The 25956-nt window shown below is 43.7% G+C and carries 16 protein-coding genes, 7 tRNA genes and 1 pseudogene; 15 read left to right on the top strand and 9 right to left on the bottom strand.

The window, feature by feature from the left end:
• Positions 1 to 9: 9 nt before the first annotated feature.
• From uvrC to NI389_RS02345, 12 genes are all read left to right on the top strand, one after another.
• Positions 10 to 1833 (top strand): excinuclease ABC subunit UvrC, encoded by a 1824-nt coding sequence (gene uvrC / locus NI389_RS02400; protein WP_308361417.1) that lies wholly within the window; start codon positions 10 to 12, stop codon positions 1831 to 1833.
• Between the two features lie 43 nt (positions 1834 to 1876).
• On the top strand, positions 1877 to 2422 hold the full coding sequence (pgsA, locus tag NI389_RS02395) for a CDP-diacylglycerol--glycerol-3-phosphate 3-phosphatidyltransferase (RefSeq protein ID WP_208844455.1): 546 nt from the start codon (positions 1877 to 1879) through the stop codon (positions 2420 to 2422).
• A gap of 133 nt (positions 2423 to 2555) precedes the next feature.
• Positions 2556 to 2631, top strand: a tRNA-Gly gene (locus NI389_RS02390).
• Positions 2632 to 2647: 16 nt separating this feature from the next.
• Positions 2648 to 2721: transfer RNA gene (locus NI389_RS02385), tRNA-Cys, on the top strand.
• Positions 2722 to 2755: 34 nt separating this feature from the next.
• Positions 2756 to 2842, top strand: a tRNA-Leu gene (locus NI389_RS02380).
• Positions 2843 to 2900: 58 nt separating this feature from the next.
• Positions 2901 to 2976 (top strand) — tRNA-Gly (locus NI389_RS02375).
• An 18-nt stretch (positions 2977 to 2994) separates the two neighbouring features.
• A tRNA-Leu gene (locus tag NI389_RS02370) sits at positions 2995 to 3081 on the top strand.
• 74 nt (positions 3082 to 3155) lie between these two features.
• Positions 3156 to 3231: transfer RNA gene (locus tag NI389_RS02365), tRNA-Gly, on the top strand.
• A gap of 12 nt (positions 3232 to 3243) precedes the next feature.
• Positions 3244 to 3317 (top strand) — tRNA-Cys (locus tag NI389_RS02360).
• Between the two features lie 77 nt (positions 3318 to 3394).
• Positions 3395 to 3595, top strand: a complete 201-nt coding sequence (locus tag NI389_RS02355; protein ID WP_308361416.1) for a DUF1289 domain-containing protein — start codon at positions 3395 to 3397, stop codon at positions 3593 to 3595.
• A 232-nt stretch (positions 3596 to 3827) separates the two neighbouring features.
• The gene (locus NI389_RS02350; protein WP_308361415.1) at positions 3828 to 5537 is read left to right on the top strand and encodes an alkaline phosphatase D family protein; all 1710 of its coding nucleotides are present in this window, start codon (positions 3828 to 3830) and stop codon (positions 5535 to 5537) included.
• A gap of 454 nt (positions 5538 to 5991) precedes the next feature.
• Positions 5992 to 7059: a PAS domain-containing protein gene (locus NI389_RS02345; protein WP_308361414.1), complete on the top strand. Its 1068-nt coding sequence runs from the start codon at positions 5992 to 5994 to the stop codon at positions 7057 to 7059.
• Between the two features lie 103 nt (positions 7060 to 7162).
• Here the strand turns inward: NI389_RS02345 and NI389_RS02340 are convergent, their stop codons facing one another.
• From NI389_RS02340 to NI389_RS02325, 5 genes and pseudogenes are all read right to left on the bottom strand, one after another.
• On the bottom strand, positions 7163 to 8350 hold the full coding sequence (locus NI389_RS02340) for a hypothetical protein (protein WP_308361413.1): 1188 nt from the start codon (positions 8348 to 8350) through the stop codon (positions 7163 to 7165).
• Entirely contained in the window at positions 8350 to 9147 is a 798-nt protein-coding gene (locus tag NI389_RS02335; protein WP_308361412.1) for an outer membrane lipoprotein-sorting protein, read from the bottom strand. Before NI389_RS02335 ends, NI389_RS02340 begins: the two co-directional genes overlap by 1 nt.
• A 16-nt stretch (positions 9148 to 9163) precedes the next feature.
• On the bottom strand, positions 9164 to 9922 hold the full coding sequence (locus NI389_RS21100; RefSeq protein WP_372588622.1) for an MMPL family transporter: 759 nt from the start codon (positions 9920 to 9922) through the stop codon (positions 9164 to 9166).
• A 483-nt stretch (positions 9923 to 10405) separates the two neighbouring features.
• Positions 10406 to 11512, bottom strand: a pseudogene (locus NI389_RS21095) (efflux RND transporter permease subunit); the annotation flags it as partial.
• 214 nt (positions 11513 to 11726) lie between these two features.
• Positions 11727 to 12506 (bottom strand): TetR/AcrR family transcriptional regulator, encoded by a 780-nt coding sequence (locus tag NI389_RS02325; protein WP_308361410.1) that lies wholly within the window; start codon positions 12504 to 12506, stop codon positions 11727 to 11729.
• A 450-nt stretch (positions 12507 to 12956) separates the two neighbouring features.
• Between NI389_RS02325 and NI389_RS21170 the strand changes: the two genes are divergently transcribed.
• Positions 12957 to 17420: a di-heme oxidoredictase family protein gene (locus NI389_RS21170; RefSeq protein WP_308361409.1), complete on the top strand. Its 4464-nt coding sequence runs from the start codon at positions 12957 to 12959 to the stop codon at positions 17418 to 17420.
• Positions 17421 to 17495: 75 nt separating this feature from the next.
• On the opposite strand, the gene greA is transcribed toward NI389_RS21170, so the two are convergent.
• The 4 genes from greA to dapB all read right to left on the bottom strand — a co-directional run bounded on the left by greA (position 17496) and on the right by dapB (position 23403).
• A complete protein-coding gene (gene greA, locus NI389_RS02315) occupies positions 17496 to 17972 on the bottom strand; it encodes a transcription elongation factor GreA (RefSeq protein ID WP_208843480.1) in 477 nt (158 codons plus the stop codon).
• 43 nt (positions 17973 to 18015) lie between these two features.
• Positions 18016 to 21234, bottom strand: a complete 3219-nt coding sequence (gene carB / locus NI389_RS02310) for a carbamoyl-phosphate synthase large subunit (protein ID WP_308361408.1) — start codon at positions 21232 to 21234, stop codon at positions 18016 to 18018.
• 17 nt (positions 21235 to 21251) lie between these two features.
• The gene (gene carA, locus NI389_RS02305) at positions 21252 to 22388 is read right to left on the bottom strand and encodes a glutamine-hydrolyzing carbamoyl-phosphate synthase small subunit (protein ID WP_208843478.1); all 1137 of its coding nucleotides are present in this window, start codon (positions 22386 to 22388) and stop codon (positions 21252 to 21254) included.
• A 202-nt stretch (positions 22389 to 22590) separates the two neighbouring features.
• The gene (dapB, locus tag NI389_RS02300) at positions 22591 to 23403 is read right to left on the bottom strand and encodes a 4-hydroxy-tetrahydrodipicolinate reductase (RefSeq protein ID WP_308361407.1); all 813 of its coding nucleotides are present in this window, start codon (positions 23401 to 23403) and stop codon (positions 22591 to 22593) included.
• A gap of 325 nt (positions 23404 to 23728) precedes the next feature.
• On the opposite strand from dapB, the gene NI389_RS02295 reads away from it, so the two are divergent.
• Positions 23729 to 25042 carry a Na+/H+ antiporter NhaC family protein gene (locus tag NI389_RS02295; RefSeq protein ID WP_308361406.1) on the top strand — a complete coding sequence of 438 codons (1314 nt, stop codon included), beginning with the start codon at positions 23729 to 23731 and terminating at the stop codon, positions 25040 to 25042.
• 82 nt (positions 25043 to 25124) lie between these two features.
• Positions 25125 to 25904, top strand: coding sequence for a nucleoside-binding protein (locus tag NI389_RS02290; protein WP_308361405.1), 780 nt, complete (start codon positions 25125 to 25127; stop codon positions 25902 to 25904).
• The last annotated feature ends 52 nt before the right edge of the window (positions 25905 to 25956 follow it).

Here is a 25956-nt window from a genome sequence, read left to right as displayed (position 1 = left end):
ATTCTTTTCATGGCAGTTTTTGATCACAAACTTTTCCTAAAAACACTTTCCACAGAGCCTGGCGTTTATCGTATGTATGACGGTGAGAGTCAGGTGATCTATGTCGGCAAAGCTAAAAACCTCAAAAAGCGGGTTAGCAGCTACTTTCGAAGTAATATTACTGACAGTAAAACCCGTGTTTTAGTCAGTAATATTCAACATATTGACGTCACACTGACAAATACCGAAACAGAAGCGTTAATTCTTGAAAGTAACTTGATAAAGAAATATCAACCTCGATACAACATTCTTCTTCGTGACGACAAAAGTTATCCCTACATTTTTCTAAGTGCGCATAAGCATCCTCGTCTGGCGTTTCATCGCGGCAGTAGAAAAGCTAAGGGTGACTACTTTGGCCCGTACCCGAGTAGTGCTGCTGTGTCAGATAGTCTTCGTCTTATGCAGAAAATTTTTCCTGTAAGGCAATGCGAAGATGCATATTATCGCGCTCGGAGTCGTCCTTGTTTACAACATCAATTAAAACGTTGTAGCGCACCATGTGTAGGTATTGTGAGCGATGAGGAATATCAAGACCAAGTTACGATGGTAAAGCAATTTTTGAGTGGACGCTCACAAGATGTAATTGCTTCACTTATTAGTAAAATGGAAAAGGCGAGTTTGTCCTTACAGTTTGAAGAGGCAGCAAAATTCCGAGATCAAATCGCGCTGCTTCGTCAAATGCAAGAGCAACAGTCCGTAAGTGGCAATTTTCCTGAAATGGACGTCATCGGATTTGGGCAATTGCATGGGTTGTGTGCGATTCATGTTTTAGCGATTCGTGACCACAAAATACTCGGTACTAGAACGTATTTTCCAAAAGTGCCAAAAGATGCCTCAGCTAATGAAATCGTTGAAAGTTTTATTGGTCAATACTATCTCTCCACTCAAGGCAATGGCCGTATCGCGTCTGACATTGTTTTACCTTTTGAGATTGAAGAACAGCAAGCTCTAATTGACGCACTTAGCGAGGTAGCTAAGCGAAAAGTCACAATTCGTGCGAATGTTCGAGGTGAACGCTTACAATACCTGAATCTCGCAAATAAAAATGCACACAATGCGCTTACGGTTAAGCAGAGTGCTCAAGAAGCAATTAGTGTTCGTTACGCACTTTTAAAAGAGGCATTAGAGCTCTCTGAAATTGAGCGGATGGAGTGTTTTGATATCAGCCACACAATGGGTGAAAACACCATTGCGTCTTGCGTCGTTTTCGATGGAAATGGGCCAAACAATAAAGAGTATCGTCGTTACAATGTGGAAGGAATTACACCGGGTGATGATTATGCCGCAATGAGTTTTGCTCTTAAAAAGCGTTACGGCAAAGTAGCGGAAACGGAAAAAATCCCTGATGTGATTTTTATCGACGGGGGAAAAGGACAATTGGGACGTGCTGAAGAGTTTTTTGAGTCTTGGACACAGGATAAAATGCCATTGCTCGTTGGAGTTGCGAAAGGGACAAGTCGAAAGCCTGGTTTAGAAACGCTGTTGATAGATGGCGGGCGCAAAACAGTCAACCTAGAAAGTGATTCACCCGCACTACATTTAATTCAACATATACGAGATGAATCTCACCGATTTGCGATAGCTGGACATAGAAATAAACGCCAAAAGCAACGTACTCAATCTTTGCTTGAGGAAATTGCTGGTGTTGGACAGAAGCGCCGTCAAGCGTTATTGAAGTTTTTAGGGGGTATGCAGGGAGTAATGGCTGCGAACGTGCAGCAGCTAAAACAAGTACCGGGGATCAGTCCTGAAATGGCTGAAAAGATATTTAACCATTTGCATGACAAAGCTTAAGCTTTCATGCGAACATAAAGAAAAAGAAGTTATACTCAGCGCTATGTGGAATATTCCTAATATATTGACGACCTTTCGTCTTTTCCTAATCCCTGTATTTGTCGTTGCATTTTATTTGCCGTATTCATGGGCATTCTTTGCCGCTGCATTTACGTTTTGGCTTGCGTCCGTAACAGACATACTTGATGGTTATCTAGCACGCAAACTCGAACAGTCGACTCCATTTGGTGCTTTTCTCGATCCTGTTGCAGACAAGGTGATGGTCAGTGCTGCTTTAGTTGTTCTTGCTACTTATTATCAAAATATCTTTATTACGATTGCGGCTGTGGTAATTATTAGTCGTGAGATTGTTATTTCTGCACTGCGCGAGTGGATGGCTGAGCAGGGTAAAAGAGGCAATGTTGCAGTATCAAATATGGGCAAATGGAAAACAGCCGCACAAATGTTGGCAATTATTGGTTTGATTTGGCAATTTGATACTTGGATGATCTACTTAAGTTACGCACTTTTAGCCATCGCAACGGTACTAACTCTTAGCTCGATGATCCAATATTTAGCAGCAGCTCGTTCTGAATTGATTAAATCTTGATAACGAACGATTAAAGAAAAACCAAACTAGATAAAAATTAAGCAAACAGTTCAAAACATTCATATTTTATGTTGACGCGTTCAAAAGAATCTGTAGAATGCGTCCGTGTTGAGAGGCAGACGCCCTCGAGAATGCGAGTATAGCTCAGCTGGTAGAGCGCAACCTTGCCAAGGTTGAGGTCACGAGTTCGAACCTCGTTACTCGCTCCAAGTTCTCGAATAAAGTGGCGGAATGGCAGAGTGGCCATGCAGCGGATTGCAAATCCGTCCACCTCGGTTCGACTCCGGGTTCCGCCTCCATTTCTCAACACTTCACATGCGAAAGCAGCCCGATGCCCGGGTGGTGAAATTGGTAGACACAAGGGATTTAAAATCCCTCGCTGGTAACAGCGTGCCGGTTCAAGTCCGGCCCCGGGCACCATTTAACGAAAGTTAAATTTTCAGGCTAAATTGGAACGCCAGTCGCGAACCATCGGTACGCGAGTATAGCTCAGCTGGTAGAGCGCAACCTTGCCAAGGTTGAGGTCACGAGTTCGAACCTCGTTACTCGCTCCAATTGCTTTCACACCCGATGCCCGGGTGGTGAAATTGGTAGACACAAGGGATTTAAAATCCCTCGCTGGTAACAGCGTGCCGGTTCAAGTCCGGCCCCGGGCACCATTTTAGATTTAGTCTAAAAGTTTCTTTTCGATTGTATTTATGTAAGACCTACTAATATAATCGTACTCTGGATTGCGAGTATAGCTCAGCTGGTAGAGCGCAACCTTGCCAAGGTTGAGGTCACGAGTTCGAACCTCGTTACTCGCTCCAATCTCATTGAACGGCGGAATGGCAGAGTGGCCATGCAGCGGATTGCAAATCCGTCTACCTCGGTTCGACTCCGGGTTCCGCCTCCATTTTACTTACTCCCAAAGCTATTTTCTTCCTCATTTTAAACTACACTTTGTCTAGCGAACATTTTCAGTTTACTGCAATGAGCAAATCCATATCTCAAACTCCTGACAACCCCTGTATCCGTCATTGTTGTCTTGACGAACGTAACGTGTGTGTTGGTTGCTACAGAACGCTGGCTGAAATACTCAACTGGCACGAGAGTAACCCGGAACAAAAGCAAGCAATTCTTGAGCGATGCGAGCATCGACGTCTCAAACGCTTTGATAGAATGTCAAGTTAAGCCAATTCCACAAACTCTAAATTGCATTTCCCACTCATTCAAAACACCTCAACTAAATTATTAGTGCCATATTAGTTTAACAAATTGTTAATGATGTTCCTATATTCTCTGCAGCCTCGAAGGAATGAGTACTTTGCAAGGGAAGCAGTAAATCTTTCATCATATCCACTTTTATTTGAATGCTCGTCATCAGAGGCGTGGGCATGATTACGACCAAGGAACTCTTAAAACAATGAAAAAATATCTACTGTCTGCGCTCTCGGGTCTGTTGGTAAGCCTGGCTCATGCTGCGCCTGAAGTTCATTATGAACAATGTAAAACTAGTTTTGAGTACTTAGGTGCTAGCTATTTTGGTACAACTAATAAAAACAACAGTGGTGGGCAATGGTGCTATTTGAAAAGTGCAATTGAGGGCTCGACTTGGGGAAATGTTCGAGTTGAAACAATTCCAGAGTTTAAATCAGTGACGGGTAAACGTTGTTTATCGCCATCGAATTACCAAGGGGAAACTTTTTATGGTTGCACGACCGAAGCGCATACTGCACCTTGGTGCTACGTAGGCGATAGCGCCTGGGAAGAATGTGAAATCGAGGAACCTCAACCTGAGCCTCTACGTTCTCATACCATGGTTTCGGAGAACTCAACATTAAAACGTATTGCAGTTGGTTCTTGTTTCAAAACACAAGGAGATATGCCAGCAGCGATGAGCAAAGTTGTATCACAGTCACCCGATCTGTTTTTGTGGATGGGTGACAATATCTACGCAGATACAACAGACATGAATTATATGCGCCAAAAATACGATGATAAGAAGCGGAATACGGAATATCAAAAGTTTTTGTCAGCAAATATTCCTGTCATGGCCACGTGGGATGATCATGATTTTGGGAGTAATAATGATGGTAAGCATTACCCTAAACGAGTAGAAAGCCAACGGGAGTTCTTACGTCATTTTGATATTCCTGCCGACGACCCACGTTATAACGGCCAAGAAGGTGTTTATAGTGCAAAAATAGTCGGTCCAAAAGGACAGACGACTCACGTGATTAACCTAGACGCACGTTATTTTCGTTCACCGACGTTTTCAAATTATGGAACATGTGAAGGTGATAACAGTACTATGCTAGGTGAAAAGCAATGGCAGTGGCTACAAGATGAGTTAAATAAAGCAAGTGAGATCAAGGTGATCTCCAGTGGTATTCAAGTTCTCCCACCATTAAACCAAGGTCGCAATAAATCGACATACTGTGCCTATGGCAATGGTCAGAAATTCACTCAAGCGGTGGCATCACTAAATGAACAAACGATGTCTGGTACCAGTTATGAATCTTGGGCTGAGATCCCTCAGGAAAGGGAAAAACTGCTCAGAATGGTGCAGAAGTCAATTAACGACAGCAAAACAAAGGCAGTAATTTTTGTTTCAGGCGATCAGCATTGGGGTGAGCTACTAGAAAAACGAATTCCTGCAAGTAACCAATTTGGCAAAGAAGCAAGGGTATATGAGATCACGGCTTCAGGATTTGGCCAAAATTGGCCTTATCATATTGAAAATCCATTAAGATTACCTATTTATGCGGACTCGAACGGTAACGGGAAATTTACTAATGAATGTAAACTGCCTTTCAAATACGCAGGTGTTACGTATCAAGGTTGTACAACACGTGATAACGATAAACCTTGGTGTTACACCCAAGTAGACAATAACGGTAATGGAGTGAAAGGAGAATGGGGTAACTGTGCTCCTTCTGGCGCCATTATTCCGACTGGCCAAGTGGGCGTAGTCAGTGAAAATATGGCTTCGTTAACGACGGGTAATCGTCATCTCATCAACAAATCGGGAAGCAATTACGGGTTACTGGATATCGATTGGACAGAGCGTACGATTAAAATGTCTATCGAAACCTCGGATGAAGAAGCGGTTTCAACAATAATCAATTTCTAAACGGTCTCACATCCTACACAGGCCTAGCCACTTTGGTTTGGCCTGTGAATCATATCTATACTAATAGTTATGAACCTCACTATAAATAATCCATTCGAATTGCATACGATAAATTCTCAGATAAGTGGCTTTCTTAATTTACCTGAAACGATTAAGGTTGGTGTTTTTAGGTTGTTTTCGAACGGGTGTTAGAGTGGTTTGGACTGACGTTGTACGTTGATTGAAACTATATAAATTCAATATAAACAGCGTGATGAATGAGGTTTGTAAATAAGAGGTGTTTTTGTCTAAAAAATAGCCTATAGTTAATAAGGATGAGTACAGTATTGTACAGCTAATCTTAATTGATTAACTTGTTCGTTTTTTGACTTAAGCATGCAGGCTTATCGTGGAGTTAAGGGTGCATGAATTTAGTAAGCGTTCTGCGTAACGTTCTGTTTAGAGGCTTTGCACTATGACTAATATCATCAATTCGGCACTAGAAGAAAATCTCTTTTTCTCCCAATTACTGGTAAAGACGTCAGCGTTGAATTTTTTGCGTCATCTTGTAATTGAGTCTCATCTTGCCCTAGTCATTACGGATAGTGATATTTCAAAAGGCCTAAAAATTATCTATGCAAACGATGAATTTTGTCAGCAAATGGGCTATCAGCTCGCGGAAATTGTAGGGATGTCGCCCGCCATTTTTAAGGGACCTCTGAGTGACCAAAAGCTTATTGACCAAGTAAAAAAACAGTTGGCGGAAAAGGGCTGTTTCTTTGGGTCATCTGTGAGTTATAAAAAGGACGGTAGTTTTTTCCCGGTTCAGTGGAGTATTTCTGACATTCGTGATGAAGATGGAGAAGTAACTCATTACTTTATGGTGCAAAAGGATTTATCAAGACAGACACGTCTTATTGAGCAAATGAAGAAGTCGAATGAATTGTTTAAAGAACACATACGTAACAACAAATCCAAAGTTGAAGTCAGCGAACAAATCGTTTCGCAGATTATGGAGAATGAAAAATATTACAGCACCGTGCTCTTTGAAGGGGTTGAATTGTTTGAAGACCCTTTCGAAGATTTGTTCTTTGATATTGATACGGATAACGAAGCTCAGGTGACTAAAACCAAAGAACCGTTGTCCTCAGAAAAGTTTTTATCACGTAATACCTTTGAAGAAGATGATATCCAGTCAATTTTCGACAACATTGACGATATATTATTAGAGATTGAGTTAATTAACTCTCGTGAATTGGATTTATCAAACATCGAAAAAATTTCCAATGCGTTTGGGTATTTGTCTAGCAGCCTTTACTTCTTCTACGAATTTAATGACGCCGCCATTGTGCTGGATGAGCTCGCTAAACAACTGAGACACGTAGATTGCAATGAAATTTTCCCGGTTGCCGTGCTTGAATCTCTGTCTGATGAACTGAAACTCTGGTTATCCGACATCTTTGTAACGAGTGAATGTGAAAACATTTATGAAAAGGAAGCGAATATACTGGCGATGACTAAACAGTTGCTTTCAATGCTCTAAAATAAAATTGGTTATGGTATTCGCTGAAACACGCGTGTTTTTGTTTCAGATAGCATCGACATGGATAACTGACTGGTTCGCCAAATCCAGTCGATGCATTAAACTAAAAAAAGTAACTTATTGAAAGTGCTATAAAGTCGTCTGATTCCAAAACGTAAAGTGGGCTCTCAACGTTGTTTGTTGAAAACGCCCAACCTTCAATTTGCCATTTCCACCTTTCTCCAAGGCGACCCGAAGCTTCTAATTTTATTGCTTGCTCCGATTTATCGAGGTCTTGGCTGATACCAAACAAAATTTCGCTCCCATTTGCGTCATTCAGTGCCAAACGCCAACCAATAAATATATCGTTTTGATTTAATGCAACGTCCTGATTGTCGTAAGAATATTCTGTTATCCAGCCTAAGTCGTAGACACTATCGAATACACCAACTTGTGTGTATTCAAACCCTGCCGTAGCAGCGGACTCACTGCGTATACTGTTTCGATAACGAGCTTCAAGCTTCCAGAGCCAATCTCCCGATACATTTTGCAGCTCTAAACCAATTTGTTGCATCTGAGTATAAAAAGGCACAACAGAATTCTGTAAGGGCATAAATTCCGGGTCGCGATTTGTGCCCTTGAAATAGGAGAGGGCAAAATCCCAAGTCTCAACGCTGTTGCTGTACCTAAGCGCATAATCAAAATGATGTTCGCGGCGTGATGATTCGTATCGTACATTACTATCCAAATCAAACAGTAGTGATAGTCGACTAACTTTGTTCGCAAAAGTGCGTTCCCGAAAATACGGCAATAAGTATGAGTCCAAGGTCCCCCAGTCTTTCACCGTTTTAAAGCGAAGCATTGGCTGCCCAAGTTTGTCTTCACCGTCTAGTCCTTCAACACCATCGGTTTGGTTTATTACGTCAACAAGATGGGTGGACTCGGTGACCCCCCAAAACACGCGCCCAATGCCCACGCTAATTTCATAATCTTGCCAGTAGTGAAGCCACTGTAGTTCGCGAATGTCGGCATGGGTGCGCTTTGAGTCATGGCTGTCGATACGAACAAATGGTTTGAAGTTAACAATATGACCGTCATTTTGCCAAAGCCATTCCGCTTCTAGCATCAAACTGTTTTGGATTCGATTGACGGCTCCTTCAAGTTCAGTATTTTTCGGCTGCAGGAAATTCCGCTGGTCTACTTGTATTTCGCCATGAAAGTCTATCTCTGGATTTGCGGCAATCTGGGTGCTGAATGCACCCAGACAAAACGATAGACTAACAAAACCTCGAGAGGGTTTTAATGTCATCATTACCTCGAACGCTGTAAGCTTGCTTGGTTAAAGTCACTGATTGCAAGTCCTTGCGAGAATTCCAGACTCTCAGTCGTAAGGCGAGTAGCTTTGTGAGTTTGCACATTGTCCATTTCTAACGAGTGAGCACGCCAAAATTTACCCAGATGCATTTGATAATCACGTAGAGTGAGGGTTTTCAGAAGAGCGCCTTTGCGGTCATAGTATTCTACTTTAAGTGGTTGATAATGTTGTTTATCTAGCCAAACGAGTTGCTTGGTATATCCCGAATTTTTATCCACAGGGATTTGCTCAAGCAGGAATGTACTTTGGTTGCTTAGCAATTGTTCTCCCAGATAATTGAACTGGTATTTAGCTAATTCAAAGGAGCTAAGATCTTCGTACGCAAATTCGCTCCCCATAAAGGGACCGGATTTATTTCTTGATGCAATACGTTTTACTCGCTTAAGTGCGGGCAAATACAGCCATTGCTCGTCTGCTTCGGTGGCGTGAGAGAAGTTTAAGAAAGCCGTTCCTTTCACATCTAAAGGTGTGTCAAAGATGGTGAGGCCTTTGTCTCCGTCATTTTCTACTTCGAGCATTTTCATTCGTAAGCGACGCTCGCTGGTATCTCCATTAGCGTTCGTCAGCAGCATCGTCATACTTGCTTGGCTATCACCCCAACCACTATCAAGTTGTTTGCGTTTCGTAGCGATAATGATGCCTTGTTCCTCGTTTGCGATAGCAAAAGTATTTGTCACCGCAAAAATTATGCTACCCGCTACTAAGAGACTTGAAATAATTGTGTTCATGTTCATCGTGTTGCCCTTTTTATTAATATTTGCTGATCAGTTGTGGTTCGTTAGTTGTAATTACTTCATTAGACTCAACGACTTCGTCACTGCCTGAGTTATCGAACCAAAGCAACATGCAAGGCAGAAGAATAAAATCCACAATTAGCGCGATAAAAATGACAAGTGCACTGAGCTGCCCCATATCTGAGTTCAGGCGAAATGCGGAGGTGCCTAACATTGTAAAGCCAGCCACAAGTACACAGGTTGTAATTAAGAGAGCACGGCCGACCGTGGTAAACGCATAGCGAATCGCCCCTTCCGTCGAGAGACCTTGCTGCTTCGCGTATTGGTATTTACTCAAAAAATGCACGGTATCATCAACAACGATCCCAAGCGTAAGCGTCACGACTACGCTTAACCCTAAATTGATCTCACCGCTGTAAAGTCCCCATAAACCAAAACCCAAAATCGCAGGCACGAGATTTGGAACTAAGCTAATAAGACCTAACCTAAGTGATCGCAACGAAAACACCAACAAACCGGAAATGAGTAACAAAGCCATCGGCAACGATTGCAACATGCTTTTCATGTTTATCTCACCGATATGCGCAAACATCAGACTCGGGCTAGAAATTTGAGCTTGATAGTTGGCTGCATTCAAATTGAGCCATGTTCGAATTTCCGCTTCGATGGCGACGAGTTCTTTGCTCCCTTGATTAGCCAATGTGAGTTGCAACTTGACGGCGGATTTGTCGATATTCACCTGATTATTCAAATCCAGGCCATAGGGAAGGGACATCTCGTACATCAATAAGTATTGAGCCGCGAGTTCTCTGTCATTCGGTAGCGTATAAGCATGAATATCGTCACCATGGAGGTTCATGTTCAACCGTTTAAAGGTGTCAGCAAGGCTCGTGACGTGATGCACTTGTTCTTTCGAGCGCAGCCAGGTGGTTAGATGCTCTAGCGTTTGCAGAAAATCGGGAGCGCTAATTCCGTCACTTTGTCCGCTGTCGAGAGCAATGCTTACTGTTGTCATACCACTTAAATGCTGTTCCATAAAATCCGTTGCATCTCGAAACTCGGTGCCTTGTGCAAAATATTTAACAGCTTCGTCATTGATCCGATTTTGACCAACCGCGACAGCCGCAGCGATTACTAAAATGACCGATGTCGCGGTGAGCAGGACTTTTTTTGCTATAAGCCAATCTGCGAATTGAGAAAAACGCAGTGAACCCGTCGAGTTAGACTTCATACTTGGTTTAAATGGTAGAACGTGTACCAATGCCGGTAAGAGCGTAAGTGACAAGACACAAGCAAGCATTACACCTAGTGCAGACAGGTTTCCTAAATCTCGGATGATTGGAACATCGAGGGAATTCATCACAAGGAAGCCAAGCGCTGTCGTAACAGAGGTAATGATCACCGGAAGCCAATTACTTTGCAGACTCAAACGGATTGCATCTGATTTATTTGCGCCAGTACGCATGTGATGACGGATTGCGGCAAGAATATGTACGCAATCGGCAACGGCAATCGTTAACACCATTGTTGGTACGTTAACCGTAGCTGTACTCAAAAACATACCAAGCCAGCCTGCTATCCCGAGTGTTGCAACAACAGCACCGATGATCACGATGAGCGTATAAACGACAGCAGCAAAACTTCGCAGCAAAAGTCCCAAAAAGACCATGATGACCAATAACATAGAGGGTACAAGCGTGGAAAAATCGCTTTGAGAGGCGTCGATAAACGCATAGTTCATTGCGACTTGGCCGCTTTGATAGAAAGTAAGATTTGGGTAGTTGGTTTGATATTCTTCAACAAGCTTTTGTGTAAATTGCTTGATGGCAATCACTTTGTCCGTTTTATCTATGTCAGGGAGTTGAACGGTGATGTTGACAATTGCAACCGTTTCATCCGTGCTTACTAAGGATCGTCGAGTTTGAGGCTCATTAAGGGCAACATTACGGATATCCGCAATGTTCTCAGCCGTCAATAAACTCTCGGATGTAATCAGATCTTCAACGACTAAATCGTCACTATCCGCAGTGGTATGCTGGAAGTTGGCGATTGAATCAACTCGACTAGAATAGGGGGTTTTCCATGCTGATTGGGTTAACTCCTCAATGACTCGCAGTGTTTCTGCGGTAAACACCGATTGTCCATTTGCTGAAACGACGATGGAGATGTTGTCGCTTTTATTGAATGTTCGCTCTATCGTTTCAAATTGAGTCATTTGTTCGTTATCGCTGTCAAAAAACACGCGATAGTCACCGCGAAAATACAATTTTCCACTTCCCAATGCAGCTGCAAACAGCAATAGTAAGCTAAGGACAATTGTTGTTTTCGGAGCGTTAATGATGGGCTTAAGCCATGTTGGTATCATTTCCTTTCTCTCCATAAAAACTGACGAAACGTCAATTATTTTTCTTAAAAAACCAACTTATAGGTTGGCTCAAAAAGTACACTTTTGTTATCAATAAAATGACGATTCGTCATTAAGCGTTTTGAAAAAACTCGCCAGTGTTGCGAGTTTTAATTATTCATTGTGAATTTCACATTCTTGAGATAACCAGTGCAAGAGAGTAGGGGCATATCATCTAAATAGAATTTGATGCTTTTAAACAGGCCACTTCATCGGCAAAAATCGTATCTTCGACTTTAAGCCACACTTTTTTGTAATCCCATTTACTTGAAAGCGGTAACCATTGCATGCCATCAAGCATTATATTGATGTTATAAAGCGCAGTGAAAGGATCCAAAACGGGTTCTATACATCTGCTTTCTTTTGCACTGTTAATCAATGCATTTGTTCCAAATGCGACAGCCCAATTCGCAAATATAAGTGTGTCGCTGCTAATTGTTGGGCTTAATTGTAAATCGCCAGCATTTACTGCATCCGTGATAAATTGGTCGGCGACAGCAATTAATCTTTCTTCTTGCGCTATGCTCTTCTCTAAATTTTCAGGGTCACATTTCTCCATAACCCAAGGGGTTTTAGAGGTAAGTACACACAAAAACATCACGGGTTCAAGCTTCGAGAAAAGGTTGTATGCTACGTGTAATGCAACCATGCGTTCTCTGCTGCTCCCTTGAAATTGATAAGCTCGCTTGAACAGGCTCTCCATGAACTTCATCGACTCGATACTAAGCGCGACAATTACATCCTCTTTACTGTTGAAGTGATTGTAAATTGTGCCCTTTGAGTATGCACTCTTAGCAGCAAGCTTATCCATTGTGAAACTATGAAATCCCTCAAGAGCGATAATTTCACGCGCTAACATCAGTAATTCTTGATGTCGCTCAGCAATAGCGACCTGCTTTTTAGATTTCCCTAAAAAGCTATGTTGGCAACTCGATTTACAGCCAAATTTAAACATGAAATTCTTTTTCTCTACCCATATTGGTCAGAAGAATAACACAGCCAAACTGATTTGCCTCAAAAACCTATTTAGGTGCCTCTTTTTTGTGTCGCTTCGTCAAAATTGACTTTACGTCATTATTTTTTAAATTTGACGAATAGTCAAGAAATGAAACGGTTATTTTGATCAAATTTAGTGGGTATTTTTCTATCATTCTTGAACTATGGTGTTCGCCGCCGGATTGTAAAAAATGAGATAAAAAATATATTTATTATTTTCAATAAGATAACAGCTTTCTGCTAATAAATCGTACCCATTTACTTGCAAAAAACTTGGTTTAACGCTTTAAATGAAAGCGCTTACATGTTATTTAAATGTAGCAAATGATAAATATTTGCGTTGTCGATACGAGGTAGTACTACGACAGGGCAAACTTGGCTCATCAAAGCAAAGACAAAGGAAAGTACAATGAAAACAATAATATCAACCTCGCGAAGGCATTTGCATGCAAGCCTTGCTTTCGTCGCTGTGCTCCTCACGCCTCAAACTCAAGCCGCTGTCGGAAGCTTGATGTGGGAAGATAATTTCAACAGTTTCAATACAGAAATTTGGAACGTGGATACGGGTGATGGATGCGCTTTGGGTTTATGCGGCTGGGGCAATCAAGAGCTGCAGTGGTACAGTGAAAACAACGTTGGCATTGAAGACATCGTGGGAGAACCAGGAAACAAAGGCTTAGTCATCGAGGCAAGACGGGAATCCGTTGGAGGAAAGGGCTTTACTTCTGGAAAAATCCAAAGTAGCAATAAACTCGCCATCAAGTACGGCATGGTCGAAATGCGCATGAAAGTATCTGGAGTGGATATGGGTCTTTGGCCCGCACTTTGGATGCTTGGAACGAGCACTGCAACATGGCCTGCGAAAGGTGAGATTGACATTATGGAAATGGGGCAATCTTCGCAAAGTCGCGCAGATGCTGGGTTTCCAGGAGCGCCGATAAACAACTATACGGGGTCGAATCTTATTTTCTATACCGAAGCTGCCTGCGGTAGTGGAAATCCAACCTGTGCCGCAAGTCTTGCTTGGCAAAACGACAATGCTCACTTGAGTTCGCAGCCGTTAACCGACCGCTTTGTGACGTATCGCTTATATTGGACACAAACATCGATTCGGTTTGCTGTGGTTGATAATGATGTTGAGTACGACATGTACGATGCCCCTTTTCTGATTGATGATGAATCCAGTGAATTTAGAGAACCATTTTATTTGCTCATGAATCTTGCTGTAGGGGGAAATTTTACGGATGCGCACAGTGACAGCGAGGTGACAGCACCACTACCGGGCAAGATGATTGTCGATTATGTGCGTGTGTATCAGCTCGATGGTCAAGGTGAAGTGTTTTTAGGTAATACCACTCCAGCGGAGCATGGCACATTCGGTGTATTTACCGATAACACCCCAACATCAAACAAATTATCGTTGGGTGAAAATGCCGATTTTTATGTATGGAATCAAACTTCTATAAGCACAGGAAATGCAGCGGCCTATGAAGGTAGTTCCGTTATTTCTTGGAACTATACGCCAGATCAGTGGTTTGGTGGTGGTTTTCAAGCTCGACAAGCTCGAGACATGAGTGCATTTGTTGATGGTGATGTTCGGTTCAAGATCAAAATCCCTGCGAATGTATCATTTAAGGTTGGCATTGCGGATACCTATACGAATGAAAACTGGATAACGTTTCCTGCAAATACAACGACCTATGGACTGGTTCGTCATGGTGACTGGGCGGAAGCGGTTATTCCAGTGAAAGACCTAGCAGGGCCACTTATCGCGTTACAGTCAATCAAAAACCATTTCAATATCGTGTCAGTTGACGGACAAATACCGACATTCCCCTTTGAAATGGCGATGGATGATATTGTTTGGACTGGTGGTGGTAGCGCGCCAGACCTGGATTCAGACAGTGATGGTGTAAAGGATAATCTTGACCTTTGTCCAAATACGCCAGTTGGCACACCAGTTGATGAAAAAGGCTGTGAACTGTCTACGCTAATCGACATCACAGATTCTGCCGGAGATTTGAGCGCCCAATACAATGACTCACCGCAAGGTGAAACAATTGAAAAAGTCATTGATAACAATCTTAATACGAAGTATCTGACTTTTCATAACGGAATGTGGATCCAATTTAAGGCGACCGACGGGGCATACGTTGCAAAAGGCTACAGATTGACGTCTGCAAATGATGCGGCTGTTCGCGATCCATTGAACTGGACATTGCTGGGCTCAAACGATGGGGTAACGTGGGCAACCTTAGATTCGCGTAATAACGAAGATTTTGCGTCTAGATTCGAAACAAGAGAATTTTCATTTAGCAATCAAACGCCATACCAATATTACCGTCTGACCATGAACAACAATAGTGGCAATATTACACAACTTGCAGAATGGGCTATCCTAACTGAGCCAACACGGCAGGCTGTGGATTCAGATGGTGATGGTATTGAAGATTTGCTAGATGAATGCGCGAATACCCCAGCGGGAACACAGGTTGACAGTAAGGGATGTCCAATTGTTCAACAGCCATATGGTATTACACAAACGAGTGACTCAAGTGTTGAATTTTTTGTCAATACAACGGATTGGGCGGACGTCCACTATCGTATCAATGGTGGAGGTCAACAGAACGTACGCATGGTGGTTAATGGTGGCCGTAACACTCTGAGTCTTGAAAGTCTCCAAAATGGTGATTCGATTGAGTATTGGTTTACTTACCAAGCCGGTGGTGGTGCAGTCGACACAACCATAAAAACCTTCACATTAAAGCGCGGTGGCGGTACACCACCCAATGCAGACAGTGATGGCGACGGTGTGCCTGATACACTGGACTCGTGTCCAAATACGCCGGTAGGCAGTAGCGTTGACAATCAAGGCTGTCCAATCATCAATAGTTCAAATGTAGTTCCATTGTATTCTGCTGATACGGTGCTTGAGCAAGCTATTCAGTTTGATCGAGGAGATGCCTTGGTTACTCGTTTTTCAGATAGAGGTCGAGATAGGCACGCAAAGGAGGACCAATTCCAGAGTTATGACCATTATCTTTCTCACTATTGGATACATCGAACTGCACAGTTTCAGTTTGTTGACTACGTGGCGAAAGGTGGAAATAGTTTGGAAATAACGTTTATCACCGAGTGGCCACTTGATGAACGGGAGTTTCGTGCTTGGTACCGAGGTTTGAATACCGTTGCTGAATATCACGGTAACTATTTTGGTGTGAATGGCGCGGTTCAAGCGTTAGATCAAGGAAGCTATGATCATAATTTCAACAAAATCAGCGATAACGGTACTCAGCATCGCTATCGTTTAGTCATAAACGATTACCGACCACTTAATTGGGATCCGGGCCAAACCGGTTTTTTACCATTGCAAGTCGGGCAGCGCATGGAATTTGAGGCAAGCCAATTTTTGCTCGCTGCACCAGAAGGGCGAGATAACTATTACGGGACTACCTATCTTTACGTCATTGGACAAGGATTGGTACCGTGGAAAACACAAGGGAAATTTGACGAAAAAGGGTCTCAACGTGAAGACTCATACCCAATTGCGCAAAGTGCGTGGCTCGGGGGTGGGACTACGTTACCTTACAACTATACCAATGAGCCAGACAATCATTTCATGCAAATGGCAACCAACTTGTCCAACGTTAACGGGCAAATGTTTGTTGAAGGTCGCCGAGTGCATCACAGCAGTTTTGTTTCGGGACAACACGATGAGCATGGAAATGAGAATGGAATATTTAATGCCGTTGTTGGCAAAGCCGGTCCTCATTACATAAATCAAAGTTGTGTGAGCTGCCATGCTCGAAACGGTCGCGCTGCACCCGCGGCAGTCGGAGAGCCTTTAAACAAATGGGTATTCAAAGTCTCAGACAGCAATGGAAATCCAGATCCGCTCATCGGAAAAGTATTGCAGCCAAGTACGTTCGGGATCCCAAGCAGTGAAAGCGAAGGCAGTGTTATCATCTCTAGCTGGAGTGAAAACAATGGGTTGCGGAAGCCGAATTTCCAGTTCAGCAAAGTCACACCAGCCAAATTTTCAGCGCGTATCGCACCACAACTCGTTGGAATGGGGTTATTAGAGGCGATTTCAGAAGAAACGATTTTAGCGCAAGAAGACCCAAACGACTTGGACGGCGATGGTATTTCAGGAAAAGCCAACCGTATCGCGGATCCTGAAACTGGCGTTACGCGTCTCGGACGATTTGGGTGGAAAGCGACAACGGTAAATTTGAAGCATCAAGTCGCCAGTGCGTTCAACACCGATATGGGAGTGACATCGAGTTTATTACCGAATCCTGATTGTGGCTCTGCTCAATCGAATTGCGGCGCTAATGCAGTAGAGGTATCAGATACCGATCTAGATAAATTGGTAAAGTATCTGGCGCTTCTGGGTATTCGCGCACAGCGAGATTCAGAGAGTGCGCAAGTTCAACAGGGCAAGAGTGTATTTGCAAACATCGGGTGTGGACAGTGTCACGTCGATACCGTGCAGACAAGCGCTTTCCACCCCTTTTCAGAACTACGCAATCAAACTATTCACCCATACACCGATTTGTTGCTGCACGATATGGGCAGTGGTTTAGCGGACACACTTGGTGAAGGTGATGCGAGTGGCTCAGAATGGCGTACAACACCACTGTGGGGAATTGGATTGTCTGCATGCGTAACGGGTGGATTAGACAACATTCTTGGCGGTCAAGGTAATGAATTCTGCACGCCACAACATAGTTATTTACATGATGGTCGGGCACGTAGCCTCGAAGAAGCCATTCTTTGGCATGGCGGAGAAGGGCAAACGGCTAAAGTTGCTTTTGAAGTGTTGGGTGAGTCAGATAAAAGCGCGTTATTGGCTTTTTTAAATAGCTTATAATTCGTTATATCGTTGAATTAAATATTAAAAAACCCAAGTATAAACTTGGGTTTTATTTTGCGAGTCGATGTGTAATTACAGGTATTCGACTTCAGTGATCTCATATTCAACAGCACCATTCGGTGTTTGAATTGTCACCATGTCATCAACTTCTTTACCAATCAAACCACGCGCGATAGGTGAATTTACCGAAATCAAATTTTCTTTAATGTTCGCTTCATCATCGCCCACGATGCGATAAGTGACTTCAGCGTCGGTATCAACGTTCACAATAGACACGGTAGAGCCGAAAATAACTTTTCCATTATTTGTCATCTTTGTCACGTCGATAACTTGAGCTGTAGACAACTTAGCTTCAATTTCTTGAATACGTCCTTCACAAAAGCCCTGTTGCTCACGCGCAGCGTGGTATTCTGCGTTTTCTTTCAAATCACCGTGTTCACGCGCGTCGGCGATGTCTGCAATGATTTTAGGACGCACAACAGATTTTAAGTGATTCAGTTCGTCACGAAGCAGCTTCTCGCCTCGTACAGTCATCGGAATTGATTGCATAGTTATCTCGCTATAAGCTGGGGTTTTCACCCCAGCATCGTACTTAGTTTAATCGCTGGTGCAGCTCTTGAACTGAGCTTACATTTGCTCTGTCATCCGCAGAGTGTGCTTTACAGTTAGCAAATGCAGCGTTCAACGTAGTGGTGTAGTTTATTTTGTGTTGAAGTGCACCACGACGCAACACCTTAGAGTCTTCAATTGCTTGGCGACCTTCAGTCGTGTTTACGATGTAGCTGTACTCTTTATTCTTGATACGGTCAAGAATATGAGGACGTCCTTCGAACACTTTGTTCACGCGGCGAACTTCGATGCCTGCTTCTTCCAGTGCTGCTGCAGTACCAGACGTTGCATCTAATTCGAAACCTAGCGCTTTCATTGTCTTGGCAAGCTCAACTACACGTGCCTTGTCACCATTGCGCACAGATAGTAACGCGCGACCACCGCGTGGTAAAGTGTTACCCGCACCTAATTGTGCTTTTGCGAAGGCTTCGGCGAAGTTTTCACCAACACCCATAACTTCACCCGTTGAACGCATTTCTGGTCCACGCATTGGGTCAACGCCAGGGAACTTAGCAAATGGAAGTACCACTTCTTTCACGCTGTAGTACGGAGGAATTACTTCCTTCGTTACACCTTGTGATTGCAGTGATTGACCAACCATACAACGTGCAGCAACTTTCGCAAGCGCAACGCCAGTTGCTTTAGAGACGAATGGCACAGTACGCGCAGCACGCGGGTTCACTTCGATTAAGTAAACTTCGCCATCTTTCACTGCAAACTGAGTGTTCATCAGACCGACTACGCCAAGTTCAAGCGCCATTGCTTTTACTTGTTCACGCATGACGTTCTGGATTTCTTCAGACAATGAGTGGGCTGGTAGTGAACACGCAGAGTCACCAGAGTGAACACCCGCTTGTTCGATGTGTTCCATGATACCACCAATTAGTACTTCTTGACCGTCACAGATAGCGTCTACGTCAACTTCAGTCGCATCGTCAAGGAAGCGGTCAAGTAGAACCGGCGCTTCGTTAGATACTGATACGGCGTGCGTCATGTAACGACGTAGGTCATCTTCGTCATAAACGATTTCCATTGCACGACCACCTAGTACGTAGGATGGGCGAACTACGAGTGGGAAACCGATTTCTTGAGACTTCACAATCGCCTCTTCAAGAGACGTTACTGTCGCGTTTTCTGGTTGAAGTAGGTTTAAACGCTCAACTAAGTGTTGGAAACGCTCACGGTCTTCCGCACGGTCAATCGCATCTGGTGAAGTACCAATGATTGGCACGCCATTCGCTTCAAGTGCACGAGCAAGTTTAAGTGGTGTTTGACCACCGTATTGCACGATAACGCCTTTTGGCTTTTCAACACGTACGATTTCTAATACATCTTCTAATGTGATTGGTTCGAAGTATAAGCGGTCAGACGTATCGTAATCTGTTGAAACAGTCTCAGGGTTACAGTTAACCATAATCGTTTCGTAACCATCTTCACGCATTGCAAGTGCAGCGTGAACGCAGCAGTAATCGAATTCGATACCTTGACCGATACGGTTAGGACCACCGCCAATAACCATGATTTTGTCTTTGTCTGATGGCTGCGCTTCGCACTCTTCGTCGTAGGTTGAGTACATATACGCTGTGTCTGAGCTGAATTCAGCCGCACACGTGTCAACGCGCTTGTAAACCGGAACGATGTTAAGCGCATGACGCTTTTTACGGATTTCAGTTTCTGACACACCTGCGATTTCAGCGATACGCGCGTCAGCAAAGCCTTTGCGCTTGAGTTTACGTAGGAAGTCTTCAGTAAGACCTGCCATGCCCACTTCTTTGATTGTCGCTTCGTCTTTTAGGATGTCTTCGATTTGAACTAGGAACCAACGGTCAATTTTTGTAAGTTCGAATACTTCTTCGATAGACATACCGTGACGCATTGCGTCAGCCACGTACCAAATGCGCTCTGCACCTGGCTCACGAAGCTCATGGACGATTTTTTCACGTGCATTCGGGTCGTCAAGTGCAACGATAGGGTTAAAACCCGTCGCGCCAACTTCAAGACCACGAAGTGCTTTGTGTAGAGACTCTTGTTGGTTACGGCCAATTGCCATTACTTCACCAACAGACTTCATTTGCGTCGTTAGACGGTCGTTAGAACCTGCGAACTTTTCAAAGTTGAAACGTGGGATCTTAGTCACAACGTAGTCGATAGAAGGTTCGAAAGACGCGGGTGTCGCACCACCCGTGATGTCATTTTGTAGCTCGTCCAACGTGTAGCCAACAGCCAATTTTGCCGCTACTTTTGCAATAGGGAAACCAGTTGCCTTAGAGGCTAGGGCTGATGAACGCGATACACGCGGGTTCATTTCGATGATAACCATACGGCCATCGGCAGGGTTTACACCAAATTGGACGTTTGAGCCGCCTGTTTCAACACCGATTTCTCGAAGAACGGCCATCGATGCATTACGCATTAATTGGTATTCTTTGTCAGTCAGTGTTTGCGCTGGCGCTACCGTGATTGAGTCACCTGTGTGAACACCCATAGGGTCGAAGTTTTCAATAGAGCACACGATGATACAGTTGTCGTTTTTGTCACGAACCACTTCCATCTCGTACTCTTTCCAACCGATCAAGCTTTCGTCGATAAGCAGCTCTTTTGTTGGTGAAAGGTCAAGACCACGAGTACAGATCTCTTCGAATTCTTCCATGTTGTAGGCAACACCACCGCCAGTACCACCCATCGTGAATGATGGACGAATGATACATGGGAAGCCAATTCGAGTTAGGATATCGAGCGCTTCATCCATTGAGTGAGCGATTTCAGCGCGTGGACACTCTAGGCCGATTTTCTTCATCGCTTTGTCGAAGCGTTCACGGTTTTCTGCTTTATCGATGGCATCAGCAGTCGCGCCGATTAACTCAACGTCATATTTTGCAAGAACACCGTGACGGTCAAGGTCAAGCGCACAGTTAAGCGCCGTTTGACCACCCATCGTCGGTAATACCGCGCATGGGCGCTCTTTTTCGATAATTTTTTCTACTACTTCCCAGTGGATTGGCTCGATGTACGTCGCATCCGCCATTTCTGGGTCAGTCATAATTGTAGCTGGGTTCGAGTTAACAAGGATAACTCGATAGCCTTCTTCTCTTAGGGCTTTACATGCTTGCGCGCCTGAATAGTCAAACTCACACGCTTGACCGATAACGATTGGGCCTGCGCCTAAAATAAGAATGCTTTTTATGTCGGTACGTTTTGGCATTTTGACTCCGCTATTAATTAGGCTTTACGTGCTTGCATTAATTCAATGAAATGGTCGAACAACGGCGCTGCGTCGTGTGGACCTGGGCTTGCTTCTGGGTGACCTTGGAAGCTAAACGCTGGCTTGTCAGTACGGTGAATACCCTGAAGTGTGCCATCGAATAATGAAACGTGAGTTGCACGTAGATTCGCAGGTAATGTTGCTTCGTCTGCAGCAAAACCGTGGTTTTGTGCCGTGATCATAACCACGTTGCGATCTAAATCTTTAACAGGGTGGTTACCGCCATGATGGCCAAATTTCATTTTTACTGTTTTAGCACCGGAAGCGAGAGCTAGAAGCTGGTGGCCGAGGCAAATGCCGAAAATAGGAGTGTCTGTTTCTAGGAAGGATTTGATAGCATCGATTGCGTAGGTACATGGTTCAGGGTCGCCAGGGCCATTAGACAAGAAGATTCCATCAGGATTCAACGCTAAGACCTCAGAGGCGGGGGTTTCAGCGGGAACCACGGTCAATTTACACCCTCTATCGACCAACATACGCAAAATGTTGCGTTTGACACCAAAATCGTACGCAACAACGTGAAACTTTTCTTCATCAGCCTGAAGCGTTTTAAAGCCTTCACCCAATGTCCAGCTTGATTCACGCCAAGGAAAGGCTTCTTTTGCCGACACGACTTTTGCTAAATCCATACCTTTGAGGCCTGGGAAGGCCTTGGCAGCGTCCAGTGCTTTTTGTTCGCAAACTTCATCACCTGCGATGATACAGCCGTTTTGCGCACCCTTATCGCGAAGAATACGAGTTAGCTTACGTGTATCAATGTCAGCGATACCCAGTATGTTGCGTTCTTTTAAGTAGTCACTTAACGATTGCTCGTTACGGAAATTACTCGCTAGCAATGGCAAATCGCGGATCACTAGGCCTTTCGCCCAGATTTGACCTGCTTCTTCGTCTTCGCTGTTAGTACCCGTATTACCGATGTGCGGGTAAGTTAGAGTAACAATTTGTTCCGCGTAAGACGGGTCTGTCAATATCTCTTGATAACCTGTCATCGACGTATTGAATACTACCTCACCGACAGAAATACCGTCAGCACCAATGGCAGTACCGCGAAACACTGTGCCGTCTTCAAGGACTAACAGAGCGGATTTAGTCAAGTTAACCTCCTAGATGTAAAAAAACGGGAGCTGCGTATACGCATTACTTCCCGTTTATTAAGCGCTTGGTAACACGCAGTTTTATAAATTTTTGGCAAATTCCATACAGTCTACAGTAAATTGGCAGATTCGTCTAATGATCTATCAAAAAAATTCAAAAATAAGGTTCTAAACTAAAAAAGTTAACGAAACTGTTAAAAACTTAAGCTAACTCCTTTAAACCAAGGACATCTTGCATATCATAAAGTCCAGCAGGCTTGTTCCGTAACCATTGCGCAGCCCTTACAGCACCAGCTGCGAACGTTAATCTAGATGAGGCTTTATGAGTAATTTCGAGCCTTTCGCCCATAGTTGCGAAATAAGCCGTATGTTCACCAACTATATCGCCAGCTCTAAGCACGGAATAACCAATTTCTTGTTGTGATTTTGCTTCATGAATCGTGGTTCTATCAAAACGCGCAACGGCATCGTGATCCCATCCTTTTGCCTGTGCGATGGCTTCACCAATCATTAATGCGGTACCAGAAGGTGCATCAATTTTGTTGCGGTGATGTGCTTCAAAGACCTCAATGTCCATTTCTTCGGCGAGTTTCGTCGCGGCAACTTGGACTAAGTTAAGCAGCAAATTTACCCCCACGCTATAATTGCGTGAAAAAACGATAGGAATATGCTTAGCGGCTTCAGTAAGTGCTTGTTTGTCTTCGTCATCGAGACCTGTTGTGCCAATGACCATGGGCAAATTCAATTTGACTGCTTGTTGGAGATGTGTGCGCATGCCTTCAGGTAAAGTGAAGTCAATCAGGACATCGGCTGAACAGTCCTGAAGTGCAGATTCACAGGCGAAAGATAAGTCAACAGGCGCAGATTTGTTAATATGATGAATTGGCGTCGATGCGAGAGGTGATGCGATGCGCACGAAAGCAGCAGAGAGCTTACAATCTTTTGCTTGCGCACAGGCATCAATTAATGCCTGACCCATTCGGCCATTTGCGCCAAATATACCTATACGATCCATTTGATCTTCCTCGAGTTTAGCTATTTTAGGTGATAGGGTAGAGTTTATCGGATCTGTGTGTAATAGTCAGGTTGATAACTCTAATAAACTTGCTGTTCAGAATTCGCGAGTGCTTGGCGCGGCTGTCTGATTGGTTTTAATAAGAACAATAATATCAAATCACCATAGACTTTAGCCATCCATACATATAAACTTCCGCCTTCGCCGATTTTACTTTATTGCGGGCGTGAAGTTTTAGGTGTCTCTTACGTAATGTTTTTTGTCGGAGGCCAAAATGCAGCTAATAAGTTCTTGCTTGGCTGTGGTGATTTAAGTGAGGAGTGCTATGCAGCCAACCTACAATAAAAAACAGGCGATTTTATCGCTTATCCCTCTTTTAACGTTTGTGAGTCTATTTTTAGGTGTAGGTCTGTATTTACACTTACAAGGCGTTGCATACGCGTTTTACCAACTGCCTGCGCCAGTGGCGATTTTGCCTGCGATTGTATTGGCATTTTGGTTTAACAAAACCAGCATCAATGAGAGCGTAGAAACGTTTATTAAAGGCGCGGGCCATAGCAACATCATTACGATGTGCTTAATTTATTTGCTCGCTGGTGCATTCTCAGCGGTTGCAGGTGCTACAGGCGGTGTGGATGCCGTGGTTAATGCAGGCCTATCGTTAATTCCACCCTCGTTGTTGTTACCTGGTTTATTTTTAATTGCGGCTGTGGTTTCTACCGCAATGGGGACTTCTATGGGCACAATCGGTGCGATAGGCCCAATTGCGTATGCGATAACATTGAAGACAGGTATTGACCCTGCACTAATGGCAGGCACGGTGGTGTCTGGAGCGATGTTTGGCGACAATTTGTCAATTATCTCTGATACAACAATTGCAGCTACGCGTACGCAAGGTTGTGAAATGAAAGACAAATTCAGAGAAAATCTAAAAATTGCGTTACCTGCAGCTGCGTTAACGGTGTTGCTGTTGCTCTTTTTGACACCGGAACCTGAAATCGTTGAAACGAAACCGTTTGATTGGTTACTCGTTCTGCCATATGCGTTTATTTTAGTGCTTGCGGTGATGGGGTTTAACGTGTTCGTCGTACTGTTTAGTGGCATCATTTTCGCCGCCCTTGTTGGTTTTACGGGCAGTTATGAAGTCAGCGGTTTTGTGAAGGATGTTTACAAAGGCTTCAGTGACATGCAGGAGATTTTTTTACTGTCAATGTTTATTGGTGGACTGTCTGAATTCATTCGTCGTAATGGTGGACTCGATTTTTTAGCGAAGTTAGTACAAAAAATGACTGCAGTTGTAGCTAAATGGCACAGAAAGGTTGCCGATCAACTTGGCATTGCATTTTTGGTACTGACGAGCAACCTATGTATTGCAAATAACACCGTGTCTATTATTGTTGCGGGGCCTGTTGCAAAGAAATTAGCGGACGATGGTGACATCTCTGCAAAACGCTCTGCGAGTTTACTTGATATCTTCGCGTGTGTAATGCAAGGATCGTTACCGTATGGCGCACAAGCGCTGTTACTTGGTGCAACGTTTAAGATTAGCCCTTGGGAAGTCTCCGCATCCTCTTTCTACTGCTTTATCCTCGCCTTCACCGCGATAGCTGTGATTTGTTTACAGAGAAACAAAGCATAAAGAATTTAGAGCGCTGAAAAGCGCTCTAACTATTTCTATCTGTTATACTTTGCATGATTTAATCAACTAAGTATATGCGCCCATGAAAACTCATTCCGTAATCTCTTTTTCGCTTCTCGTTGCGAGCCAAGCGGGTTTTGCAGCTGATTGGAGTACCACTCAGCTCCACTTAAACCATGGTGAATTCAAAAATCCGTTTAGCCAGCAAAAAGCAAACGCAACCATTTATTCATTGCAACATGCTTCAGGCTATAAGTATGGAGATAACTTTTTCTTTATTGACTTTACTAAAGACGATAAAGACGATGGGTATCAGGATGGTGATTATTATGGCGAATGGTACAGTTCGTTTAGCTTAGGTAAAATTACAGGTCAGGATTTTAGTTTCGGTGCTATTCGCGATGTCAGTTTCGTTGCAGGTGTGAACGTTGCTGGTGACGCAAAAGTAATGAAGTACCTTCCAGGTATTAAACTCCATTGGGATGTACCAGGATTTAATTTCTTGACGACAAGTTTTACAAGCTACATCGATGATAGCTCGGGAGTAGCTAAACAAGGCGCACCGATGGAAACGGATAGTTGGATGTTTGATATGGCTTGGGGTTATCCGTTTACTATTGGGGAGCAACGTTTCCACTTTACAGGTCACATGGAGTTTATTGATGGTAGGCGCAACGAATTCGGTGGCGAAGTTAAAAGCTGGATTTTGGCACAGCCAATTTTGGTTTGGGATTTAGGCTATGCACTCGGTAATCAACCGAATAATCTAATGCTTGGTGTAGAATGGCAATATTGGCGCCATAAACTCGGCACAAACACATCGGAATCTGTTCCGCAACTTCACCTTGAATGGACGTTCTAACATTCTTGCTAAGTTTGATATTAAACTTAATCCAAAAAAAGCTCACTTAACG

The sequence above is a fragment of the Pseudoalteromonas xiamenensis genome (assembly GCF_030994125.1).
Taxonomy (GTDB): domain Bacteria; phylum Pseudomonadota; class Gammaproteobacteria; order Enterobacterales; family Alteromonadaceae; genus Pseudoalteromonas; species Pseudoalteromonas xiamenensis_B.
This window is presented reverse-complemented; position numbering and strand designations above follow the sequence as displayed.